At 61.1% G+C, this 16,500-nt stretch carries 13 protein-coding genes; 5 read left to right on the forward strand and 8 right to left on the reverse strand.

Translation table 11 applies throughout. The features are described from left to right. Positions 1–5 precede the first annotated feature (5 nt). From lepB to Q1K29_RS08525, 5 genes are all read right to left on the reverse strand, one after another. Entirely contained in the window at positions 6–878 is an 873-nt protein-coding gene (gene lepB / locus Q1K29_RS08505; protein WP_300393305.1) for a signal peptidase I, read from the reverse strand. Beyond that, complete coding sequence (locus Q1K29_RS08510) at positions 875–1,189, reverse strand: YbjQ family protein (RefSeq protein ID WP_300393308.1); 315 nt, start codon at positions 1,187–1,189, stop codon at positions 875–877. The genes lepB and Q1K29_RS08510 overlap by 4 nt, the downstream gene beginning before the upstream one ends. 11 nt (positions 1,190–1,200) lie before the next feature. After that, complete coding sequence (locus tag Q1K29_RS08515) at positions 1,201–1,467, reverse strand: hypothetical protein (protein ID WP_300393311.1); 267 nt, start codon at positions 1,465–1,467, stop codon at positions 1,201–1,203. A gap of 88 nt (positions 1,468–1,555) precedes the next feature. Next, positions 1,556–2,620 carry an MBL fold metallo-hydrolase gene (locus Q1K29_RS08520; RefSeq protein WP_300393314.1) on the reverse strand — a complete coding sequence of 355 codons (1,065 nt, stop codon included), beginning with the start codon at positions 2,618–2,620 and terminating at the stop codon, positions 1,556–1,558. Positions 2,621–2,684: 64 nt separating this feature from the next. Then, positions 2,685–4,064 carry an L-serine ammonia-lyase gene (locus Q1K29_RS08525; RefSeq protein WP_300393317.1) on the reverse strand — a complete coding sequence of 460 codons (1,380 nt, stop codon included), beginning with the start codon at positions 4,062–4,064 and terminating at the stop codon, positions 2,685–2,687. 122 nt (positions 4,065–4,186) lie between these two features. On the opposite strand from Q1K29_RS08525, the gene Q1K29_RS08530 reads away from it, so the two are divergent. The 5 genes from Q1K29_RS08530 (at position 4,187) to Q1K29_RS08550 (ending at position 11,554) form a co-directional block, all read left to right on the forward strand. Next, positions 4,187–5,674, forward strand: a complete 1,488-nt coding sequence (locus Q1K29_RS08530; protein ID WP_300393320.1) for an amidase — start codon at positions 4,187–4,189, stop codon at positions 5,672–5,674. A gap of 92 nt (positions 5,675–5,766) precedes the next feature. Beyond that, entirely contained in the window at positions 5,767–7,050 is a 1,284-nt protein-coding gene (locus tag Q1K29_RS08535) for an amidohydrolase family protein (protein ID WP_300393323.1), read from the forward strand. Then, positions 7,051–7,830, forward strand: coding sequence for an enoyl-CoA hydratase-related protein (locus Q1K29_RS08540; protein WP_300393327.1), 780 nt, complete (start codon positions 7,051–7,053; stop codon positions 7,828–7,830). Positions 7,831–8,082: 252 nt separating this feature from the next. After that, positions 8,083–10,404, forward strand: a complete 2,322-nt coding sequence (locus Q1K29_RS08545; protein ID WP_300393331.1) for a TonB-dependent receptor — start codon at positions 8,083–8,085, stop codon at positions 10,402–10,404. Between the two features lie 145 nt (positions 10,405–10,549). Further along, the gene (locus Q1K29_RS08550) at positions 10,550–11,554 is read left to right on the forward strand and encodes an NAD(P)-dependent alcohol dehydrogenase (protein ID WP_300393334.1); all 1,005 of its coding nucleotides are present in this window, start codon (positions 10,550–10,552) and stop codon (positions 11,552–11,554) included. A gap of 49 nt (positions 11,555–11,603) precedes the next feature. Here the strand turns inward: Q1K29_RS08550 and Q1K29_RS08555 are convergent, their stop codons facing one another. From Q1K29_RS08555 to Q1K29_RS08565, 3 genes are all read right to left on the reverse strand, one after another. Beyond that, entirely contained in the window at positions 11,604–12,377 is a 774-nt protein-coding gene (locus tag Q1K29_RS08555; protein WP_300393338.1) for a hypothetical protein, read from the reverse strand. A gap of 32 nt (positions 12,378–12,409) precedes the next feature. Continuing rightward, positions 12,410–13,984: a hypothetical protein gene (locus Q1K29_RS08560; RefSeq protein WP_300393342.1), complete on the reverse strand. Its 1,575-nt coding sequence runs from the start codon at positions 13,982–13,984 to the stop codon at positions 12,410–12,412. Between the two features lie 173 nt (positions 13,985–14,157). Continuing rightward, complete coding sequence (locus tag Q1K29_RS08565; protein WP_300393345.1) at positions 14,158–16,494, reverse strand: EAL domain-containing protein; 2,337 nt, start codon at positions 16,492–16,494, stop codon at positions 14,158–14,160. Positions 16,495–16,500: the final 6 nt, after the last annotated feature.

Consider the following 16,500-nt stretch of genomic DNA (forward strand, 5'->3'; position numbering starts at 1 on the left):
CTTGCTCAGAGACCTCGCCAGAGGCGCTTCTTCATGCAGGGCTCGGCATGGGCATCGCCACAGGAATAGGTCGAGAAAAGCACCGTATCAGCGCGCCCGATCAGGTTTTCCGCCGGAACAAAGCCAACAGAGGCGTCTTCAGGATCGATACCGCGTGCGAGTTCACATCCGGCCCGGTCGATCACCCCCTGGGCGTTCGGCGGGCAATGCCCGGTTGTCGACCGGCCGTCTTCGGAATTGTCCCGATTGTCGCCGATGAAAAGGTAATGGCCTTCAGGCACCTTGAAGACCGGCGTGGTGTCGAGCGAGCGGACCTGATTGTCGCCCTGCAGCCACTGATGGGAGAGCCAGGACTTGCCATTGATCGTCTCGCGGTATTCGCGGGCCGTCTCGGTATAACTCACCTGGTGCGGGACATATTTGATCCTGCGAATGAAGTCCCGCTCGATCGGCTCGCCATTCAGATAGAGTTGTTCGTCAATCATCTGCACCTCATCGCCCGGCAGGCCGATGATACGCTTGATCATGACGCGGTCGGTATGCGGGTGCATGAAGACGGCCACATCGCCGCGGTCAGGCTTGCCGCCGAACACACGCCCCTCACCTTCCGGAATCAGCCGCCACGCGCCCCACGGCAAACTGTAGCGACTGTAGCCATAGGCGAACTTGTTGACGGCGACACGATCACCGACCTGCAGGTTGGGCACCATGCTTTCGGACGGGATGACGCGCTGCTCATAGATCAGGAAGGAAAAGATGTAGAAAGCTGGAATGAAGATCGCCAGCGTGACGGCCCATTCCCGGGCTTCGTGGAGTATCTTTTCCTTGAGCGAGCGCTTCTCTGCAGGCGTCTCAGTTGTCCGGGAGGATTCACTCATAACAGTTTGACGGCCGTTCCGTAGGCGAGCAGCTCTGCAGAACCGCCCATGATCATCGATGTGGTCACGCGCATCGTGACGATGGCGTCGGCCTGAAGCCTTTGAGCATCCGCGAGCATGCGGTCAAGAGCCTGTTCGCGCGCTTCTGCCATTAGCTTTGTGTATTCAGGCACCTCGCCGCCCACGAGATTGCGAAGACCGGCCATGATATCGCGGCCGAAAAAACGGGTCCGAACCACGTTCCCGCGCGCAATGCCGATCACTTCGGAAATCTCACGGCCGGGCACCGTGTCCGCCATGGTCACGATCATGTCAGAAGCTCCTATTTGTCGACCGTACGGGCGTAGTGGTCATCTTCCTTGCTGAAGAACCGGTCGATCACGACCTTGATGCAAAGCAGGACGAGGCCAAGGAAGACAAGGCCCGGCAGGGCCAGGACTGCGAAGATGGGAACACCGGCGCTCTCGGAGGCTTCGCCGACAGCAAGGCTCACGCCCATGAGGGCAAGCACGCCATAGATCGCTGCCCCGGCAACGATCAGGCCGATGCCGATGACAAACAGGAAGCTGGTCGAACCGCGTTCGCTCATGGAGGTCTCCCTTCTCAACACAGGAAGACTAGCGCCATGGCGAAACCAAGGCGACCCTTGAATTGCTGTGACGAAACCGGCGGCGGCCTCAGGCCGCGCTGTACCAGTCTGTTCCGTCTTCGTCGCGGCGAACGGTGACCTGCCCGCGCTCGATCAGGCAGCGAAGGTGTGCGATCGCCTCGCCCGTCGCCATGGATAGGACATCATCGTCGATCTTCCGGCCGAACACCGCTGGAAAAACGTCAACCACACGGCGCGGCTCAGCCTCGATCCGCTGCCTGAGACGCTTGAGGGCGGTCTCATGGCCCTTGATCAGATGATCCAGGCGCTGATGCGCGCCCCTGAAGGGCTCATTGTGCGCTGGCAGGATCAGCGCGTCCTCCGCCAGCACGCCCTTGAGCTTGCGACAGCTCGAGATCCAGTCTTCCAGCGGGTTGGCGCGCGGCTCGGTCGGATGAACGGACACATTCGACGAAATCCGCGGGAGCAGCTGATCGCCTGCAATCATGACATTGAGGTTCGAACTGTAGAGACAGCCATGTTCCGGCGAGTGGCCATTGCCGACAACAACCTGCCAGTCTTGGCCGCCAAGACGGATAACCTCTCCATCGCTCAGGCGGCGATAGGAGTCCGGCATCTGGCTGACGCCCCGGCCAAAGCCGCCAAAGCGCTTCTGGTAGGTGCCGATCTGCTCGTCGGTCCAGCCGGCGGCGCGATAGAAATCGATGCCGGCCTGGGGCGCCTCGCGGCCTGTATCGGCAATCAGCATGCGGCAGGTGATGTATTCGAGCTGGGTCATCCACAACTCGGCGCCCGGAAACTTGCGTGACAGCCAGCCGGCATTGCCGACATGATCCGGATGCATGTGCGTAACGATGATCCGCCAGACCGGGCGGCCATCCAGCTTGTCCTCGAAGATCTGTCTCCACGCGGCCTTGGTGTCCTCCAGCGGCATGCCGGTATCGACAATCGTCCAGCCGGGCTCGCCGTCATCGATCAGCCAGAGATTGATCCATTTCAGCGAAAACGGCAGTGGCATCCGCACCCAATGGAGGCCGGGCAGGATCTCCATCGTGTCACCAACCGATGGCACTGTGTCTATGGGATATTCAAGCCCGGTACGCGCCGGTGTCTTTGTCTGAAAACCATCCATCCACGGATCATGACATGGCGGATTCACGCCTCCAAGGCTGACCGCGGGTCAAGCGTCAGGCCGCTCAACAGGCGATCACATTCACCGCCAGACCGCCCGTACTGGTCTCCTTGTACTTGGACGACATGTCGAGCCCGGTCTGGCGCATGGTCTCGATCACCTGGTCGAGGCTAACCTTGTGCTGCCCGGTCCCGTGCAGGGCCAGCCGCGCCGCATTGGCTGCCTTCACGGCACCGAAAGCATTGCGTTCGATGCACGGAATCTGCACCAGTCCGCCGACCGGATCGCATGTCAGGCCGAGATTGTGCTCCATGCCAATCTCGGCAGCCACACAGACCGACTCGGCATCCGCCCCCCACACCGCCGCCAGCCCGCCGGCAGCCATCGAGCACGCAACGCCCACCTCTCCCTGGCATCCCATCTCGGCGCCCGAGATCGACGCGCGCTGCTTGTAGAGCAGCCCGATACCCCCCGCCGTCGTCAAAAAGCGGCGCGCCATGGCATGGTCGAGCTTGCCGTTTTCGTAGCAATAGTGGCGGATCACCGACGGAATGATCCCGGCCGCGCCATTCGTTGGCGAGGTGACAACTCGCCCACCGGCGGCATTCTCCTCATTCACCGCCATCGCGTAGACATTCAGCCAGTCGAACAGCTCCTCGCGCTCATTCGAACCGGGATTGTTCTTGAGCTTCTGGTACAGCCCCGGCGCGCGGCGCGTCACCTCGAGGCCGCCGGGCAGGATACCGGTATGGGATAGACCATTATCGATGCACGCCATCATCGTCTCAGCGATCTTGTCGAGGCGCTTCAGTGTCTTCTCGCGGGCGCGGCGGGCATCTTCATTGTGCAGGACCAGCTCATCGACGCGCCAGCCATGCGCCTTGCAGAGCGCGATCATCTCCTTGGCCGACTCAAACGGGTAAGGTGCGCCCTTGGCGCTTGGTACGACATCGCCCTTGGCTGGCTTCTCAAGCTGCTGCTTCGAGGCGATGAAGCCGCCGCCGGTCGAGAAATATGTCCGCGAATAGACCGGCGCCTCGCCGCCAGAATAAAGGTGAAGCACCATGCCGTTGGGGTGCAGGACCGGGACGATCTCGGTACAGAACTCGATATTCTTGACCGGGTTGAAGTCGATCTCCGGCCCGTCAGCAAGCGCGATACGCTTGTCGCGCACAATCCGCCGGAAGGTCTCTTCGGCCTCTATCGGATCGGCGGTTTCCGGCTGCATACCAATCAGCCCGAGAATCACCGCCTTGTCGGTGCCGTGCCCGATCCCTGTGAGAGCGAGCGACCCCTGCAACTCAACATGGATGCGCGTCGCGCCTGCCAGCTTTCCAGCCTTCGCCGCCTCCTGCAGGAAGCGTCTCGCGATCCGCATCGGGCCCACCGTGTGGGAGCTGGACGGCCCTAGACCGATGCGGAAGAGGTCGAGAATGGAAAGCATGGAGGCTCGCAGGAAAACGGTTTCGATTGAAACAATGGGCTAGCTTGCGCTTGCGTTTCGAGCAAGCTCGCGACAACGTCCCGGCGCAAGAACAACAAAATACGACCCGGGAGGACTATCTCATGACGAATTACACCCGCCGCCATTTCCTGCGCGGTACGGCTGCCACGGCAGCCCTTTTGCCGTTTGCAAGCGCCTGCGCCCCGGTCCGGGCCCTGAGAGCCACAAGCCTGCCTTCCGGAGATATGGACGGCGTCCGCATGGCGCAGCTGATTTCGAATGGCGATGTCTCGTCGCTCGAGTTCACAGAAGCCGCTATTGCCCGCGCCGAGCGGGTCAATCCACAGATCAATGCCATTGCCTCGAAGACCTATGACATGGCGCGCGTCCGTGCAGCAGAGAGCCCGGCCGGGACGTTTGGCGGCGTGCCGACCTTCATCAAGGACCTGATGAACTGGAAAAATGCGCCGAGCTTCTATGGCAGCCGCGCCTTCAAGGATTATGTCGCTGAGGAAGATGGCGTCTTCGCAACCCGCTGGCGCGAGATGGGCGTTGTTTCGCTCGGCAAGTCGACGACGCCAGAAATCGGCCTCATCTCGTCCACCGAGCCGCTGGTGACCGGCCCGACCCGTAATCCGTGGGACCTGAGCCGTATTCCGGGCGGATCCTCAGGCGGCGCAGCTGCGTTGACGGCGTCACGGGTGACCCCCTTCGCCCATGCCAGCGACGGTGGCGGCTCGATCCGGATCCCCGCAGCTTGCTGTGGCCTGTTCGGCCTGAAGCCTTCCCGCGGCGCACTGGCCGGCCCGCAGCTGGACCAGCCGGTTGAACTCTCCGTCAATCATGCGGTGACGTTGACCGTGCGCGACAGCGCCGCGCTGTTCGCAGCCGCCGAAGATCCGCGCGAAGGCCTCACGCCGACAGGCCGGATCACCGGCCCGGCCAGCCGTCGCCTGAAGATCGCCTTTGCGCCGGAGCCGACCAATGGCGCCAGCCTCGACAGCGAAACTCGCGCCGGCATCGAGCGCACAGCCGACCTCTGCCGGTCGCTTGGCCACGAGGTTGTAGACTGGACCGTCCCGATGGACGGAAAGGCCTTCCAGGACGAATTCCTGCTGCTCTGGGCCGCCGGTGCTGCCGAGTTCATGCAGCAGGCCATGGCCTATTCGCCGGGCAAGGCCCCCGAGGAAATCCTCGAGCCGTGGACGCTCGGCCTCGCGCAGGACTTCATGGCCAAGAAAGACCGCTTCGAAAGCGCCATTGCTTACCTGCAGGCCTTCGAAGGTGAATATCATTCATGGTTCGACGATTTCGACGTCCTGCTGACCCCGACCGTGTCTACCCTCCCTCCAGCGATCGGCACCCAGTCGCCGACCGGCGACTTCGACGAGACCATGAAGCGCGTCACCGATTTCGTTGCCTTCACCGCCCCGATGAATGTTTCGGGCGCCGCCTCGATGAGTGTGCCACTTCAGTGGACATCAGGCGGCATCCCGGTCGGCTCACTCTTCTCCGGCAGGCGCGGCGATGATGGCCTGCTTCTCGCGCTGGCCTATGAGCTTGAGGCAGCCCAGCCCTGGATTGACCGCAAGCCGGGCATTCTCGGCTGAGGCCGGTTTTCGGCGCGCAACCGGCGTGCCAGCGTCAGCGGCTGGCGACAGGTTGCGCGCCATTGATCCTGTTCGTCACCTGGAGACCTGACATGACGCTTCGCCTTGCCGCACTTTCACTTGCCGCCCTTTCTGCGGCCTCGACCGCCATGGCCGAGCGCACCGTCCTCTCCGGCGGCAATGTCATTGATGTGAGAACCGGAGACATCATGACTGACGCCTCGATCCTCGTGGAGGATGGCCGGATCGTCGGCGTCGGCTCAGAAGATTCGTTTGGTCTCGATGGCGCGGAGACGGTGATCGATATGCAAGGGGCTTACGTCCTGCCTGGCCTGTCAGACAGCCATGTCCACCTGACGAGCCGGCATGACGATCATGGCTATCGCGGCCTCGCCGTCTCGCTGCCGCGCGCGACCATTTCCGGCGTCGCCAATGCCCAGAAGACGCTGCGGGCCGGCTTCACCACAGTGCGCAATGTCGGGGCGGGAGGGTATTCCGATGTGGCCCTGCGCGATGCCATCATGGATGGCGAGATCCCGGGCCCGCGGGTGATCCCGGCAGGCGTCGCGCTTGGCATTACGGGTGGACATTGCGACACCAACCTCCTGCCATTTGAGTACAAGGACCGCGCCGAGGGCGTCGCAGATGGCCCATGGGGCGTTCGCCAGAAGGTCCGCCAGAACGTCAAATACGGGGCCGAGGTCATCAAGTATTGCGGGACGGGCGGCGTGCTCTCCAAGGGCACCAAGATCGGTGCCCAGCAATTCACCGCCGAAGAAATGGAAGCCATTGTCGACGAAGCGCACCTGCTCGGCCTGAAGGTCGCGGTCCATGCACACGGGACCAAAGGCATCCGCACCGCCATCGAGGCCGGCGTGGATTCCGTGGAGCATTCCAGCCTCATCGACGATGAGAGTATCGAACTCGCCAAGGAGAAAGGCACCTTCCTGTCCATGGATGTCTATGTGTCCGACTTCATCCTCGCCGAAGGCGAAGAGGCCGGCATCCTGCCAGAGTCCCTGGAGAAGGAGCGCCAGGTGGGGCGCGCTCAACGCGAGAGCTTCCAGCGTGCTGTGAAGGCCGGTGCGAAGATGGCTTTCGGGACCGATGCCGGGGTCTACGCCCATGGTCTCAACGGACGCCAGTTCGCCTATATGGTCGAGTGGGGCATGAGCCCGCTTCAGGCGATCCAGGCGTCGACCATCAATAATGCCGAACTCTTCGGCATGTCGGACTCTATTGGCGCCATCGAGGTCGGCAAGGAAGCCGATATTATCGCCGTCGACGGCAATCCTCTGGACAATGTGAAAGAGCTTGAAGACGTTGACTTCGTCATGGTCGACGGCTCGGTCTTTGCCGATGAACTGGGTGAATAGATGCCCGCACAGATCACGCTGTCGCTGGCAGCCCCGGCTGCCGAGATCGTGTTCCACGCCCCGGCCCGGCGCAACGCCTTCAACATGGAGATGTGGGCGGCCCTGCCCGGGCTGATTGCCGAAGCAGAAGCAGCCCCCGACGCAAAGTCTGTTATCCTGCACGGCGGTGAGACTGGTCACTTCGCGGCCGGCGCTGACATCTCCGAATTCGAGACGATCTATGCCAACGAGAAGATTGCCGGCGAAAGTGCTGACACGATCGCACGCGGTCTGAATGCGATTTCGGCCTGCGAGAAGCCCGTCATCGCGGCCATCGAAGGCGTGTGCATTGGTGGAGGCGTCTCGCTCGCGCTTGCCGCCGACATTCGCATCGCCTCTGAAGCTGCCCGGTTTGGCGTGACACCCGCACGCCTTGGCCTCGTCTATCCTGCCGACGATACCCGACGCCTGGTGGAGACGGTCGGCGCATCGCAGGCGAAGGATATCCTTTTCACAGGCGCAATCTTCGATACCGGGCGAGCCCTTCGGATCGGCCTTGTGGATGAGGTCTGCAAACCGGGCGCCGCTCTGGCGGAGGCACGCGGCAAGACCGAATCAATCGCTGCGGTATCGCAGTACTCGGTGCGCGCCACCAAGCGCATGATCAACATGCTAAATGATGAGAGAATATCATCCACCGATCGCCGCGCTGCCTTCGTGAGAGCGGCGACCGGACCTGATTTTGCTGAAGGCTACCGGGCTTTCCTCGATAAGCGCACCCCTGATTTTCCTGGGGATTAAGACAGATACACCACGCTCTGCCGTCCCCCTAGATTCATATTGCTCCGCGTCAAATTACATTTCGCACGAGCGAAAGATGTGATGCAATAACACATCACCTGCACACACATTTCATCATGCGACAGTATGTGTCCCTTGCGGAATCGCTTGCACCTAAATTAAGGCTCACCTCGACTGAATCGCCCGTGGCACTTCAGAATCAGGCGGATATAACCGTCAAAAACATAACCATAACATCTAATGGGAGTCCTTATGATGCAGCGCAAAACCCTCCTCCTGTCCGGCGTGGCCCTCGCGACCGCTTTCAGCGTCATGCCCGCGCACGCGCAGGAGACTGACGAGGACCGCGAAAACGCCGTGGACCGTGTCCTCCAGAAAGTGACCGTTTCGGCTACGAAGAAGAAAGACGTCGAAGACGTCCAGTCGGTTCCGATCGCCGTCACGGCTTTCAATGCCGACACGCTCGACGCCCTGAACGTCACCACGGTCGAAGACCTTTCCTACACCTCACCGAACGTCTCACTCGACGATGTCGGCACCTCACGCGGCACGGCGAACTTCGCCATTCGCGGGCTCGGTGTGAACTCCTCCATCCCGTCCATCGACCCGGCTGTCGGCGTCTTTGTCGACGGCGTCTATCTCGGCATCAACAATGGTGTCGTGGTTGACCTGTTCGACCTCGAAAGCGTCGAAGTCCTGCGTGGCCCGCAAGGCCTGCTCTTCGGGCGCAACACGACGGGTGGCGCGCTGGTGATCAACACCGCACGTCCGACCGATGACTTCACCTACAAGGCCCGCGCCCGCTTTGATGGCCCGATCGATGATGATCGCGGCGGCCTGAACTCAACCGTGCAAGGCATCGTCTCCGGCCCGCTGATCGACGGCGTGCTGAATGGCAAGATCGGCGCCTACTACAACACCGACGCCGGCTACTTCAAAAACCTGTATGACGGCGACAATCACGGTGAAGCCCAGACCGCCATCTATAAGGGCGCACTGGAATGGTTCCCGACCGATCGGCTGACCTTCCTGCTCAATGCCCAGTACAACGACTCCTATGTCGATGGCCCAAGCGGCCAGAACCGGTCCTATTTCGATCGTGACAGCTTCGACTTCTCGATCAACAATCCGGGCTTTGGCGACAGCGAAACGACCTTTGTCTCGCTCCGCACCGACTATGATGTCGATTTCGGCAACGGCCAGATCACCAACATCGTCGGTTATCGCGATTATTCGGGCACCAGCTCCGGCGATATCGACGCGACCCCGTTCACCCTGTTCCACTCCAACGCGGAAATCGCGCAGGAGCAGATTTCGAACGAGCTTCGCTACGCTGGCACTTTCGGGAATACTGATGTCACGACGGGTCTCTACTACTTCAACCAGACCCTCGATTACACGGAGATCCGTAATCTGCCGACCACCCGGCCGGCCGCCTTCCCGGCAGCTCTGCCCTGGGGCTTCTATGGCGGCGGCAGCCAGGACCACACGGTGTACGGTGCTTTTGCCAACGTTGATTATTCGATCACGCCAGACCTGATCGCAACAGTCGGCCTTCGCTATTCAAGCGAGGAGAAGGATGCAGACGTTACCTATATCCGTCCGCGCCCTGAGTGCTCCGTGGTGGACGGCACCTGCCCGATTGACGGCACGAACCCGTATACCGGCGAAGATAACGGTTTCTCCGATGGGGACGACTGGTCGAACTGGACGCCCAAGCTGGGCCTGCAATACTTCTGGTCGGATAACTTCCAGACCTACGGCTCCTACACCAAGGGCTTCCGTTCGGGCGGCTACAACTTCCGCATCACGGACGTGAACGTCTTCCAGAACCAGATCGTCCCGAACACCGGTGACTTCGGCTTCGACGAGGAAGAAGTCGATGCCTATGAAATCGGCTTCAAGTCGGGCAGCGAAGATGGCCGCGTGCAACTCAATGGTGCCGCCTTCTACACCGAGATCGGCAACATGCAGCGCGAGGTGAACACCGCCGGCCCGTCCGGCGTGGTCCAGAACATCCTCAACACCGCCGATGCGACGATCAAGGGTGTCGAGGTCGACGGCCGCTGGGCAGCGACCAACAATCTGCTCTTCACCTTCAATGTCGGCATGATCGATGCCGAGTATGACGAAGTCCGCTTCGACATCAGTGGTGACACGGTGGTCGACGAACGTGACGAAGCGCTCGAGCTTCCGCGCGTTCCGCAGCTCACCTATGGCTTCGGCGTCATCCACGACACGGACTTTGGTGATATGGGTTCGCTCGTCTCGACACTGAACCTGCAGTATCGTGACCGCATCGCCTACACTGACAGCAACTTCGGCTGGGTGCAGGGTACGACGCAGGTGGCCGCAGACTTCACCTGGGAGACCCCATACGAAGGCTTTGCTGTTTCGCTCTTCGGCGACAACCTGCTTGACGAAGTCCAGGTCGGCAACGACACGCAGCTTCCCTTCCCGGGTCCGCTGTCGAACGGCACGCAATCGCCCTTCCCGGCCCTGCCGGGCGGCGGCACATTCAGCCCGCTTAAGAAGGGCCGCGTCGTCGGCGTGGAATTCACGATCGCCCGCTAGAGCGACACACAGACCAACAGGACGGGGCGGCAGAGCGATCTGCCGCCCTTTCTTTTTTCCGGTTGGCAATTGATCCCGCTTGGCTGTCGCTGGGGCAGTGATGTTTGTTGGGCGGCAAAGCGAAACCTCAAGGGAGAGACACGCCATGAAAGTTGCCAGCCTCAAGAAGCCCGGCGGCCTGCAGAACATCCAGATCGGGGACCGTCCCGATCCGAAACCGGCTCCGGGGCAAGTCCTCATGCGGGTGCGCGCCAGCTCACTCAACTATCACGACTTCGTCGTCGCCCAGGGCGGCATCCCCTGCCCCGACGGCCGCATTCTGATGTCGGACGGCGCTGGCGAGGTGGTTGGCGTCGGCGAGGGCGTCACACGGTTCAAGGAAGGTGACAAGGTGCTGTCCACCTTCTTCCCGGGCTGGCGCGACGGCCCGCCGGAGCTCGACAAGATGTTGGCCGTCCCCGGTGACAGGATCGACGGCTTTTCAGCGGAACTGGTCGCCGTGCCTGCCGAAGGCCTGACACGCATGCCGGAAGGCTACAGTTACACTGAGGCCGCGACCCTCCCGTGTGCGGCGCTGACAGCCTGGCGGGGCCTCATGGTCGAAAACCGGATCAAGCCTGGGGACTGGGTCCTGACGCAGGGCACGGGCGGGGTTTCGATCTTTGCCCTGCAATTTGCGAAAGCCGCTGGCGCCAAGGTGATTTCGACGTCGTCCTCCGACGAAAAGCTCAAGAAACTCAAGGAACTCGGCGCCGATCATCTAATCAATTACAAGGAAACCCCGGAATGGGGCGCCAAGGCCAAGGAGCTGACAGGCGGACGCGGGGTCGACGAAGTGATCGAGATCGGCGGCCCGGGCACGATGGCGCAATCCATCGCGGCCTGCCGGATCGGCGGCCATATCTCGCTGATCGGGGTCCTGACCGGGATTTCAGGCGAAGTGCCGACGGCGGCCCTGTTCAGCTCCAACATCACCGTCTCCGGCATCACGGTGGGTTCACGCCAGTCGCAGGAGGACATGATCGCGGCCATTGAAGCCAATGGCATCAAGCCGGTGATTTCAGATACTTTCCCGCTCGACAAGCTTGCGGACGCCTTCGCGCACCAGGCCAGCCAGAAGCACTTCGGCAAGATCGTCGTGGAGATATAGAATCGATTGGCCTCGGCAAATCATTGCCGGGGCCAAACACTTCACGAACTCAGTTCACAGAGCTGAACTCAGCCCCCGTCCGGGCGAAATAGTCCCGCCAGAAGCCTTTCACCTCGCTCATGGGCAGGTCGTATTCCTGACGCGGGACAACGCGGGCAACAATCTCCACGCCGTCCATTTCCGGCACCTGGTCAGCCAGACGGGTTTCAGCAAAGGCCGCTTCATCCGTCCCCGTCCGGTAAAAGGAAAACTCGTCGGAGTGCTGCATCAGATCCGAGATGAGGATGATACGCCGGTCCCCGCGCGAGGCCTGGAAGTCAGCCCGGTCGGCGATGGAATAGACCGCCTCGAAGAGGGGTGAACTCGGCTGGCGGGTGTCCGTCAGCGCGGTCTCGATCTCGGTCGAAAGGGGCTTATAGAAAGTCTCGCGCCAGGTATCCTCGATCATGCGCGGGTTCTGCAGGAAGGCATTCGCGTGCTCGGCTGAACCCGGCGAGCAATGGCTGTAGACGATTTTCGCATCATAGGGATCATCAGAGTTCGGCGTGACGACGGTGAGGCGTCCAAAGCGCGGCAGCGTGCGCGCTTCGCTGTCGATGAACTCGCTGACCCAGCCGAGATCGTTCGGATTGAACGGATCCGACTGGTCGATCATCACGATCGTATGGGCCGGGTCCTTGCGGTCCATCCGGCAGCCTGTCTCGGCGGTCGTGGCCGGATTGGCGCTAAAGGCGGCAAGGGCGAACAGGCCGAACACGCTTGCCAGCATCGCGCCGACCATGCCCCGCCAGAACCAGGGCCCCTTCTCTCTTGCTCGTGCCATTCTTCAGACTCCTTCTCGTCTGACCAAGTCGCTCAGGCGCTTTTCTGGTGGTCCTGGCGTTCACGCTTGTCCCGCAAGGCCTGGATATGTTCGCCGACACGCTGCTCGATGGAGGACAGCCCCTTCTGGACCTGCTGGATATGGCTCTCCATCCATTCGCGCACGATGTTCAGCGCCTGAAGATTTTCCTCGATCGCCTTGATGGCGGCGTTCGCCTGTTCACGCTCTTTCTGCGTGTCGAGGGGCGGAATATTCGGCGTAATGATCTCATCGAAATAGGCGGGTACGGCGGCCTGTTCGCCCAGCTTGTCGCGAACGGCATTCCGCGCCCGGCGGTGCGCCTGGCGATAGGCCACCTTGAGTGAACGTTCCTGGTCTCCAGCCCGCGCCGCAATTTCAACAGCAACGTCACGGCGTGTTTCCAGCAAGTTCATCGCCTTCTCGATTTCGCGCTTGGCGGCAAGGTGGCGCGATTGCTGGGTCTCGAACCAGATACGCGAGCGGCTGAAATAGTCCGACAGGTCGTCGCGCACGCCATTGCGCACCTGCTGGCGTTTCTCATAGGCCGCGCGCTCCTTGCGCCACACCCGGCCATAGCCCGGGAAACGGTCGGAAATCCGGTCATAGCCCTCATAAAGCGCGATGGCGAAGACGGTCAGGCCAATCAGCAGAAGGCCAATGGCGACGAGGCTGTCGAGGCCGAATACGTTCGGGAACATATCCGCCATCACCTGTGACGGTGGAATGGCGAACATCGAGAAGCCGGCAAGCGATCCTTCGGCCAGGGCCTCATGAAGCGCGAGCTCCACAGCATCACGGAAGTGAGCGACGAAGAAATTCACGAACAGGCCGCAGCCGATACAGACGGCTGCAACGATCCCGCCGAGCACCTTCATATAGGTCTCGGGATGGTTGAGATTTCTCAGTCCCACGAAGCCACCGGTCACGCCGAAGAGCACGTTCACCGCCGAGATGCCAAAGGCGACCATCATGCCGCCAAGCAGGCCTGACGACTGGGCATCCTTGAACAGGAGCGCATTGAAACAGCCCTCGACGATCATGATAAAGATCAGGATGGCAACGGCCTGTTCGACATTCTTCTTGATGTCGGGCGTGCGCTTCTGGAGCTGGTCGCCATAGCGGTGCTTGAAGCTTTCCAGTTCGACCACTGTGGCCTCATGGTGGGCCCTGGCATCGGAGGAGTCGTCGAATTCGTAGTGCCGGTATTCGCTCTCCTCAGCCTTGATCGCTTCCTTGAGCTGTTCGGGATAGATCACACCCGGGGTGCAATCAGAGATGAAGTTGCGGACAGAGGCTGAGGTGGCACTCATCCAGGTCTTCAGGCCGCGGCGGATCTGTTCGGCGCGCTCTGCGATCTGCTGTTCGCGCTCGCTCCACTGGTCCTCCGTGATGGATTCTGATGTCGGGATACCGTCATGGGCATCCTTGCGCGCAACCCGGCGCGTGATCATGCGGGAATAGCCAAGCTCGCCGTCCTTGAGCGACCCCTTCAGCCCGTGCCCGCGCTGCTCGACATTCGGGTCGAGTGATTTGACGGGTTTTGAATACCCCAGTTCGGCGCCCCAGCGCACCTGCTTCTTCAACATGCCGGACCCTCTTAACAATAGCCCCAGTTCGGTTAACGAATGAGGGGAAATTGCGAGGTCAGGCTTAACAGAGTGCTAAACACGAAAAGCCGTCAGCAAGCCCCCATGAGAGGGCCTTTGACTTCCTTCGGTTTTTTCGCGTGAGAGGCGAGCTTTCTTACGGAAAGCTAATGTTACGAGGCTTCAGCGAGCCGGGCTAACACGCTTCCATCCTCAGCCAGCGGCGCCGGACGGCTGAGAAGATAGCCCTGTAATTCGTTACATTTCGCCTGAAGCAATTGCAGGGCCTGCGCTTCGGTCTCGACGCCCTCTGCCACCACCGGAATGGACAGGCTTGAGCCAAGCCGCAGGATCGCATCGACGATGGCAAGGGCCTTCTTGTCGCTCTCCATTGAGAGGATGAAGGACTTGTCGATCTTGATGCGGTCGAACGGGAATTGCTGGACGAAGCGCATCGAGGAATACCCCGTCCCGAAATCGTCGAGGGCCACCTGCACGCCAAGCTTTTTCAACTGTTCGAGGATGCGGGCCGCAACCATGGTGTTCTGGATAAGCGCGGTCTCGGTAATCTCGAGCTCGAGACGGTGGGCCGGCAGGCCGCTCTTGCGGAGCGCATCACGCACAGTGGCGTAAAGGCCTGGGTCCATGAACTGGCGTGCCGATAGATTGACCGAGACGCTGACCTTCTCCGTCCACTTCGCGGCGGCCTCACACGCGGTATAGATAGACCAGCGGCCTATGTCCTGAATGATCAGACTCTGCTCGGCAATATCGATGAATTCCCCCGGCTGGACGAGGCCATGGCCTGGCCTATTCCAGCGGATCAGCGCCTCATAGCCCAGAACCTTGCGGGTCTTCGAACAAACCTTGGACTGGTAATACAGCACGAATTCTTCCTCGCGCACGGCCCGTTCGAGATCCGCCTCAAGGGTGCGCTTTGCCTCCGACTGCGCGTGAAGCTCTTCATCATAAAACCGCACATCAGGATGATCGGGGTCCTTGGCGACATATAGCGCCCTGTCAGCGGCCTTCAGGAGTGCCGCCGGGTCTTCCCACATTTGCGCAGAGGCAATGCCGATGCTTGCCCCGCACTTGATGGCAACGGCGCCGTAGCGGATGGGCTCTGACAGAATGGATACAGTTTTCGCGGCCAGGTCCAGCAGCGCGTCGACGTTCTCTCCATCCGGGTAGAGAACAGCAAACTCATCCCCCCCGAGCCGGCCGACCAGCGCGCCTTCACCAAACGCGGCCTCTAGGCGGCTCGCCGTTTTGATCAGCACAGCATCACCCGCCTCATGCCCGAACTGGTCGTTCACATCCTTGAACTTGTCCAGATCCACCAGAAAGACACTGAAGTTTCTTGCTGTCGGCGCATGAGCGGCTGTGCGCTCCTGCAGGGCCTTCTGGAAGGCCGTCCTGTTCGGTAATTCGGTCAGTTGATCGAGATAGGCCAGCCGGCGGATATGCGCCTCATTGCGGATGCGCTCACGCAAATCGTAAAGACTGACGGCCACAAGGCCCCGCTCTTCATCCTCCAGATCCCGCACGCTCAGGTCCACCGGGACGTCTTCACTGCCGATATCAAGATGGTGCTCGCTCACGGCCGAACTTGCTGCCGCCATCGGATCGAGGCCGATCAGGTCACTGGCGGTTTCACCCGCAAGCGCTTCCTTGGATGTCCCAAAGAGGATGGCTGCGGCGTCATTGGCCTCAACAATGCGTCCATCGTCACGAACAATCAGGATCGCTTCCGACGCCGCATTGACGAGGAGCGACATCTTGCGCTCTTCACGAAAGCGCAGACGCGCAATCAGCTTGTCGCCAAAGGCTGCCACAAAGGCCGCAAAGAGAATGATCCCGACCCCCAGTATGACCCACACGCCCAGTGTTGCCTGCGCTATCTCCCAGCTCGCAGGCGTGAAATTGCGCATGGGAATGATGGTCATCGCCGTCATTCCGATAAAATGAACGGAGAGGGTTGCCGCCATTGAGGTCGCAAGAGCCAGCAAGTTCCGGTTCCGGCTCGTGGTGCTGAGCAGGAAATAGGTCATCGCAAAAAAGCCGAAGGTGAAGGCCACAGACGCGATCACGTAGGCGAGATCGAACTCGATAAGGGCCGCAGCCTTGAGAGCGCCGACGCCAAAATAGTGCATCGCGCTGACCGTCACGGTCGCGATAAGGGCGCAGGCTGCCCGCTTCAGGGCTGTCATGGAGGAAATCAGCATCTGGCTGGTGACCAGGAACCCGGCCATCGCGATCAGGGCCGAAGCAAGGGTTGTCAGCCCGTCAAAGTGCAACACGAATCCCGGGCGGAAACCGAGCATCGCAACAAAGTGCGTCGCCCATATCCCCAGCGCCGTGACAATGCCCGACAGGCCGGCCCATAATTGCTTGCGCAAGTGTGTTTCCGCCAGAACGCCGCGATGATAGACAATCACCGAACAGACCGAACCTGTCGCCAGAACGAGCACAGCCGCAAGGACATAGAAAAGGTTGTGCGCGCCGGTCACGCATGA

This window comes from Henriciella sp., from assembly GCF_029937755.1.
In the GTDB taxonomy this organism is placed as follows: domain Bacteria; phylum Pseudomonadota; class Alphaproteobacteria; order Caulobacterales; family Hyphomonadaceae; genus Henriciella.

Coding starts and splice junctions, on each gene's coding strand:
- lepB (WP_300393305.1), bottom strand. CDS start 878: ATGAGTGAATCCTCCCGGACAACTGAGACGCCTGCAGAGAAGCGCTCG.
- Q1K29_RS08510 (WP_300393308.1), bottom strand. CDS start 1,189: ATGATCGTGACCATGGCGGACACGGTGCCCGGCCGTGAGATTTCCGAA.
- Q1K29_RS08515 (WP_300393311.1), bottom strand. CDS start 1,467: ATGAGCGAACGCGGTTCGACCAGCTTCCTGTTTGTCATCGGCATCGGC.
- Q1K29_RS08520 (WP_300393314.1), bottom strand. CDS start 2,620: ATGGATGGTTTTCAGACAAAGACACCGGCGCGTACCGGGCTTGAATAT.
- Q1K29_RS08525 (WP_300393317.1), bottom strand. CDS start 4,064: ATGCTTTCCATTCTCGACCTCTTCCGCATCGGTCTAGGGCCGTCCAGC.
- Q1K29_RS08530 (WP_300393320.1), top strand. CDS start 4,187: ATGACGAATTACACCCGCCGCCATTTCCTGCGCGGTACGGCTGCCACG.
- Q1K29_RS08535 (WP_300393323.1), top strand. CDS start 5,767: ATGACGCTTCGCCTTGCCGCACTTTCACTTGCCGCCCTTTCTGCGGCC.
- Q1K29_RS08540 (WP_300393327.1), top strand. CDS start 7,051: ATGCCCGCACAGATCACGCTGTCGCTGGCAGCCCCGGCTGCCGAGATC.
- Q1K29_RS08545 (WP_300393331.1), top strand. CDS start 8,083: ATGATGCAGCGCAAAACCCTCCTCCTGTCCGGCGTGGCCCTCGCGACC.
- Q1K29_RS08550 (WP_300393334.1), top strand. CDS start 10,550: ATGAAAGTTGCCAGCCTCAAGAAGCCCGGCGGCCTGCAGAACATCCAG.
- Q1K29_RS08555 (WP_300393338.1), bottom strand. CDS start 12,377: ATGGCACGAGCAAGAGAGAAGGGGCCCTGGTTCTGGCGGGGCATGGTC.
- Q1K29_RS08560 (WP_300393342.1), bottom strand. CDS start 13,984: ATGTTGAAGAAGCAGGTGCGCTGGGGCGCCGAACTGGGGTATTCAAAA.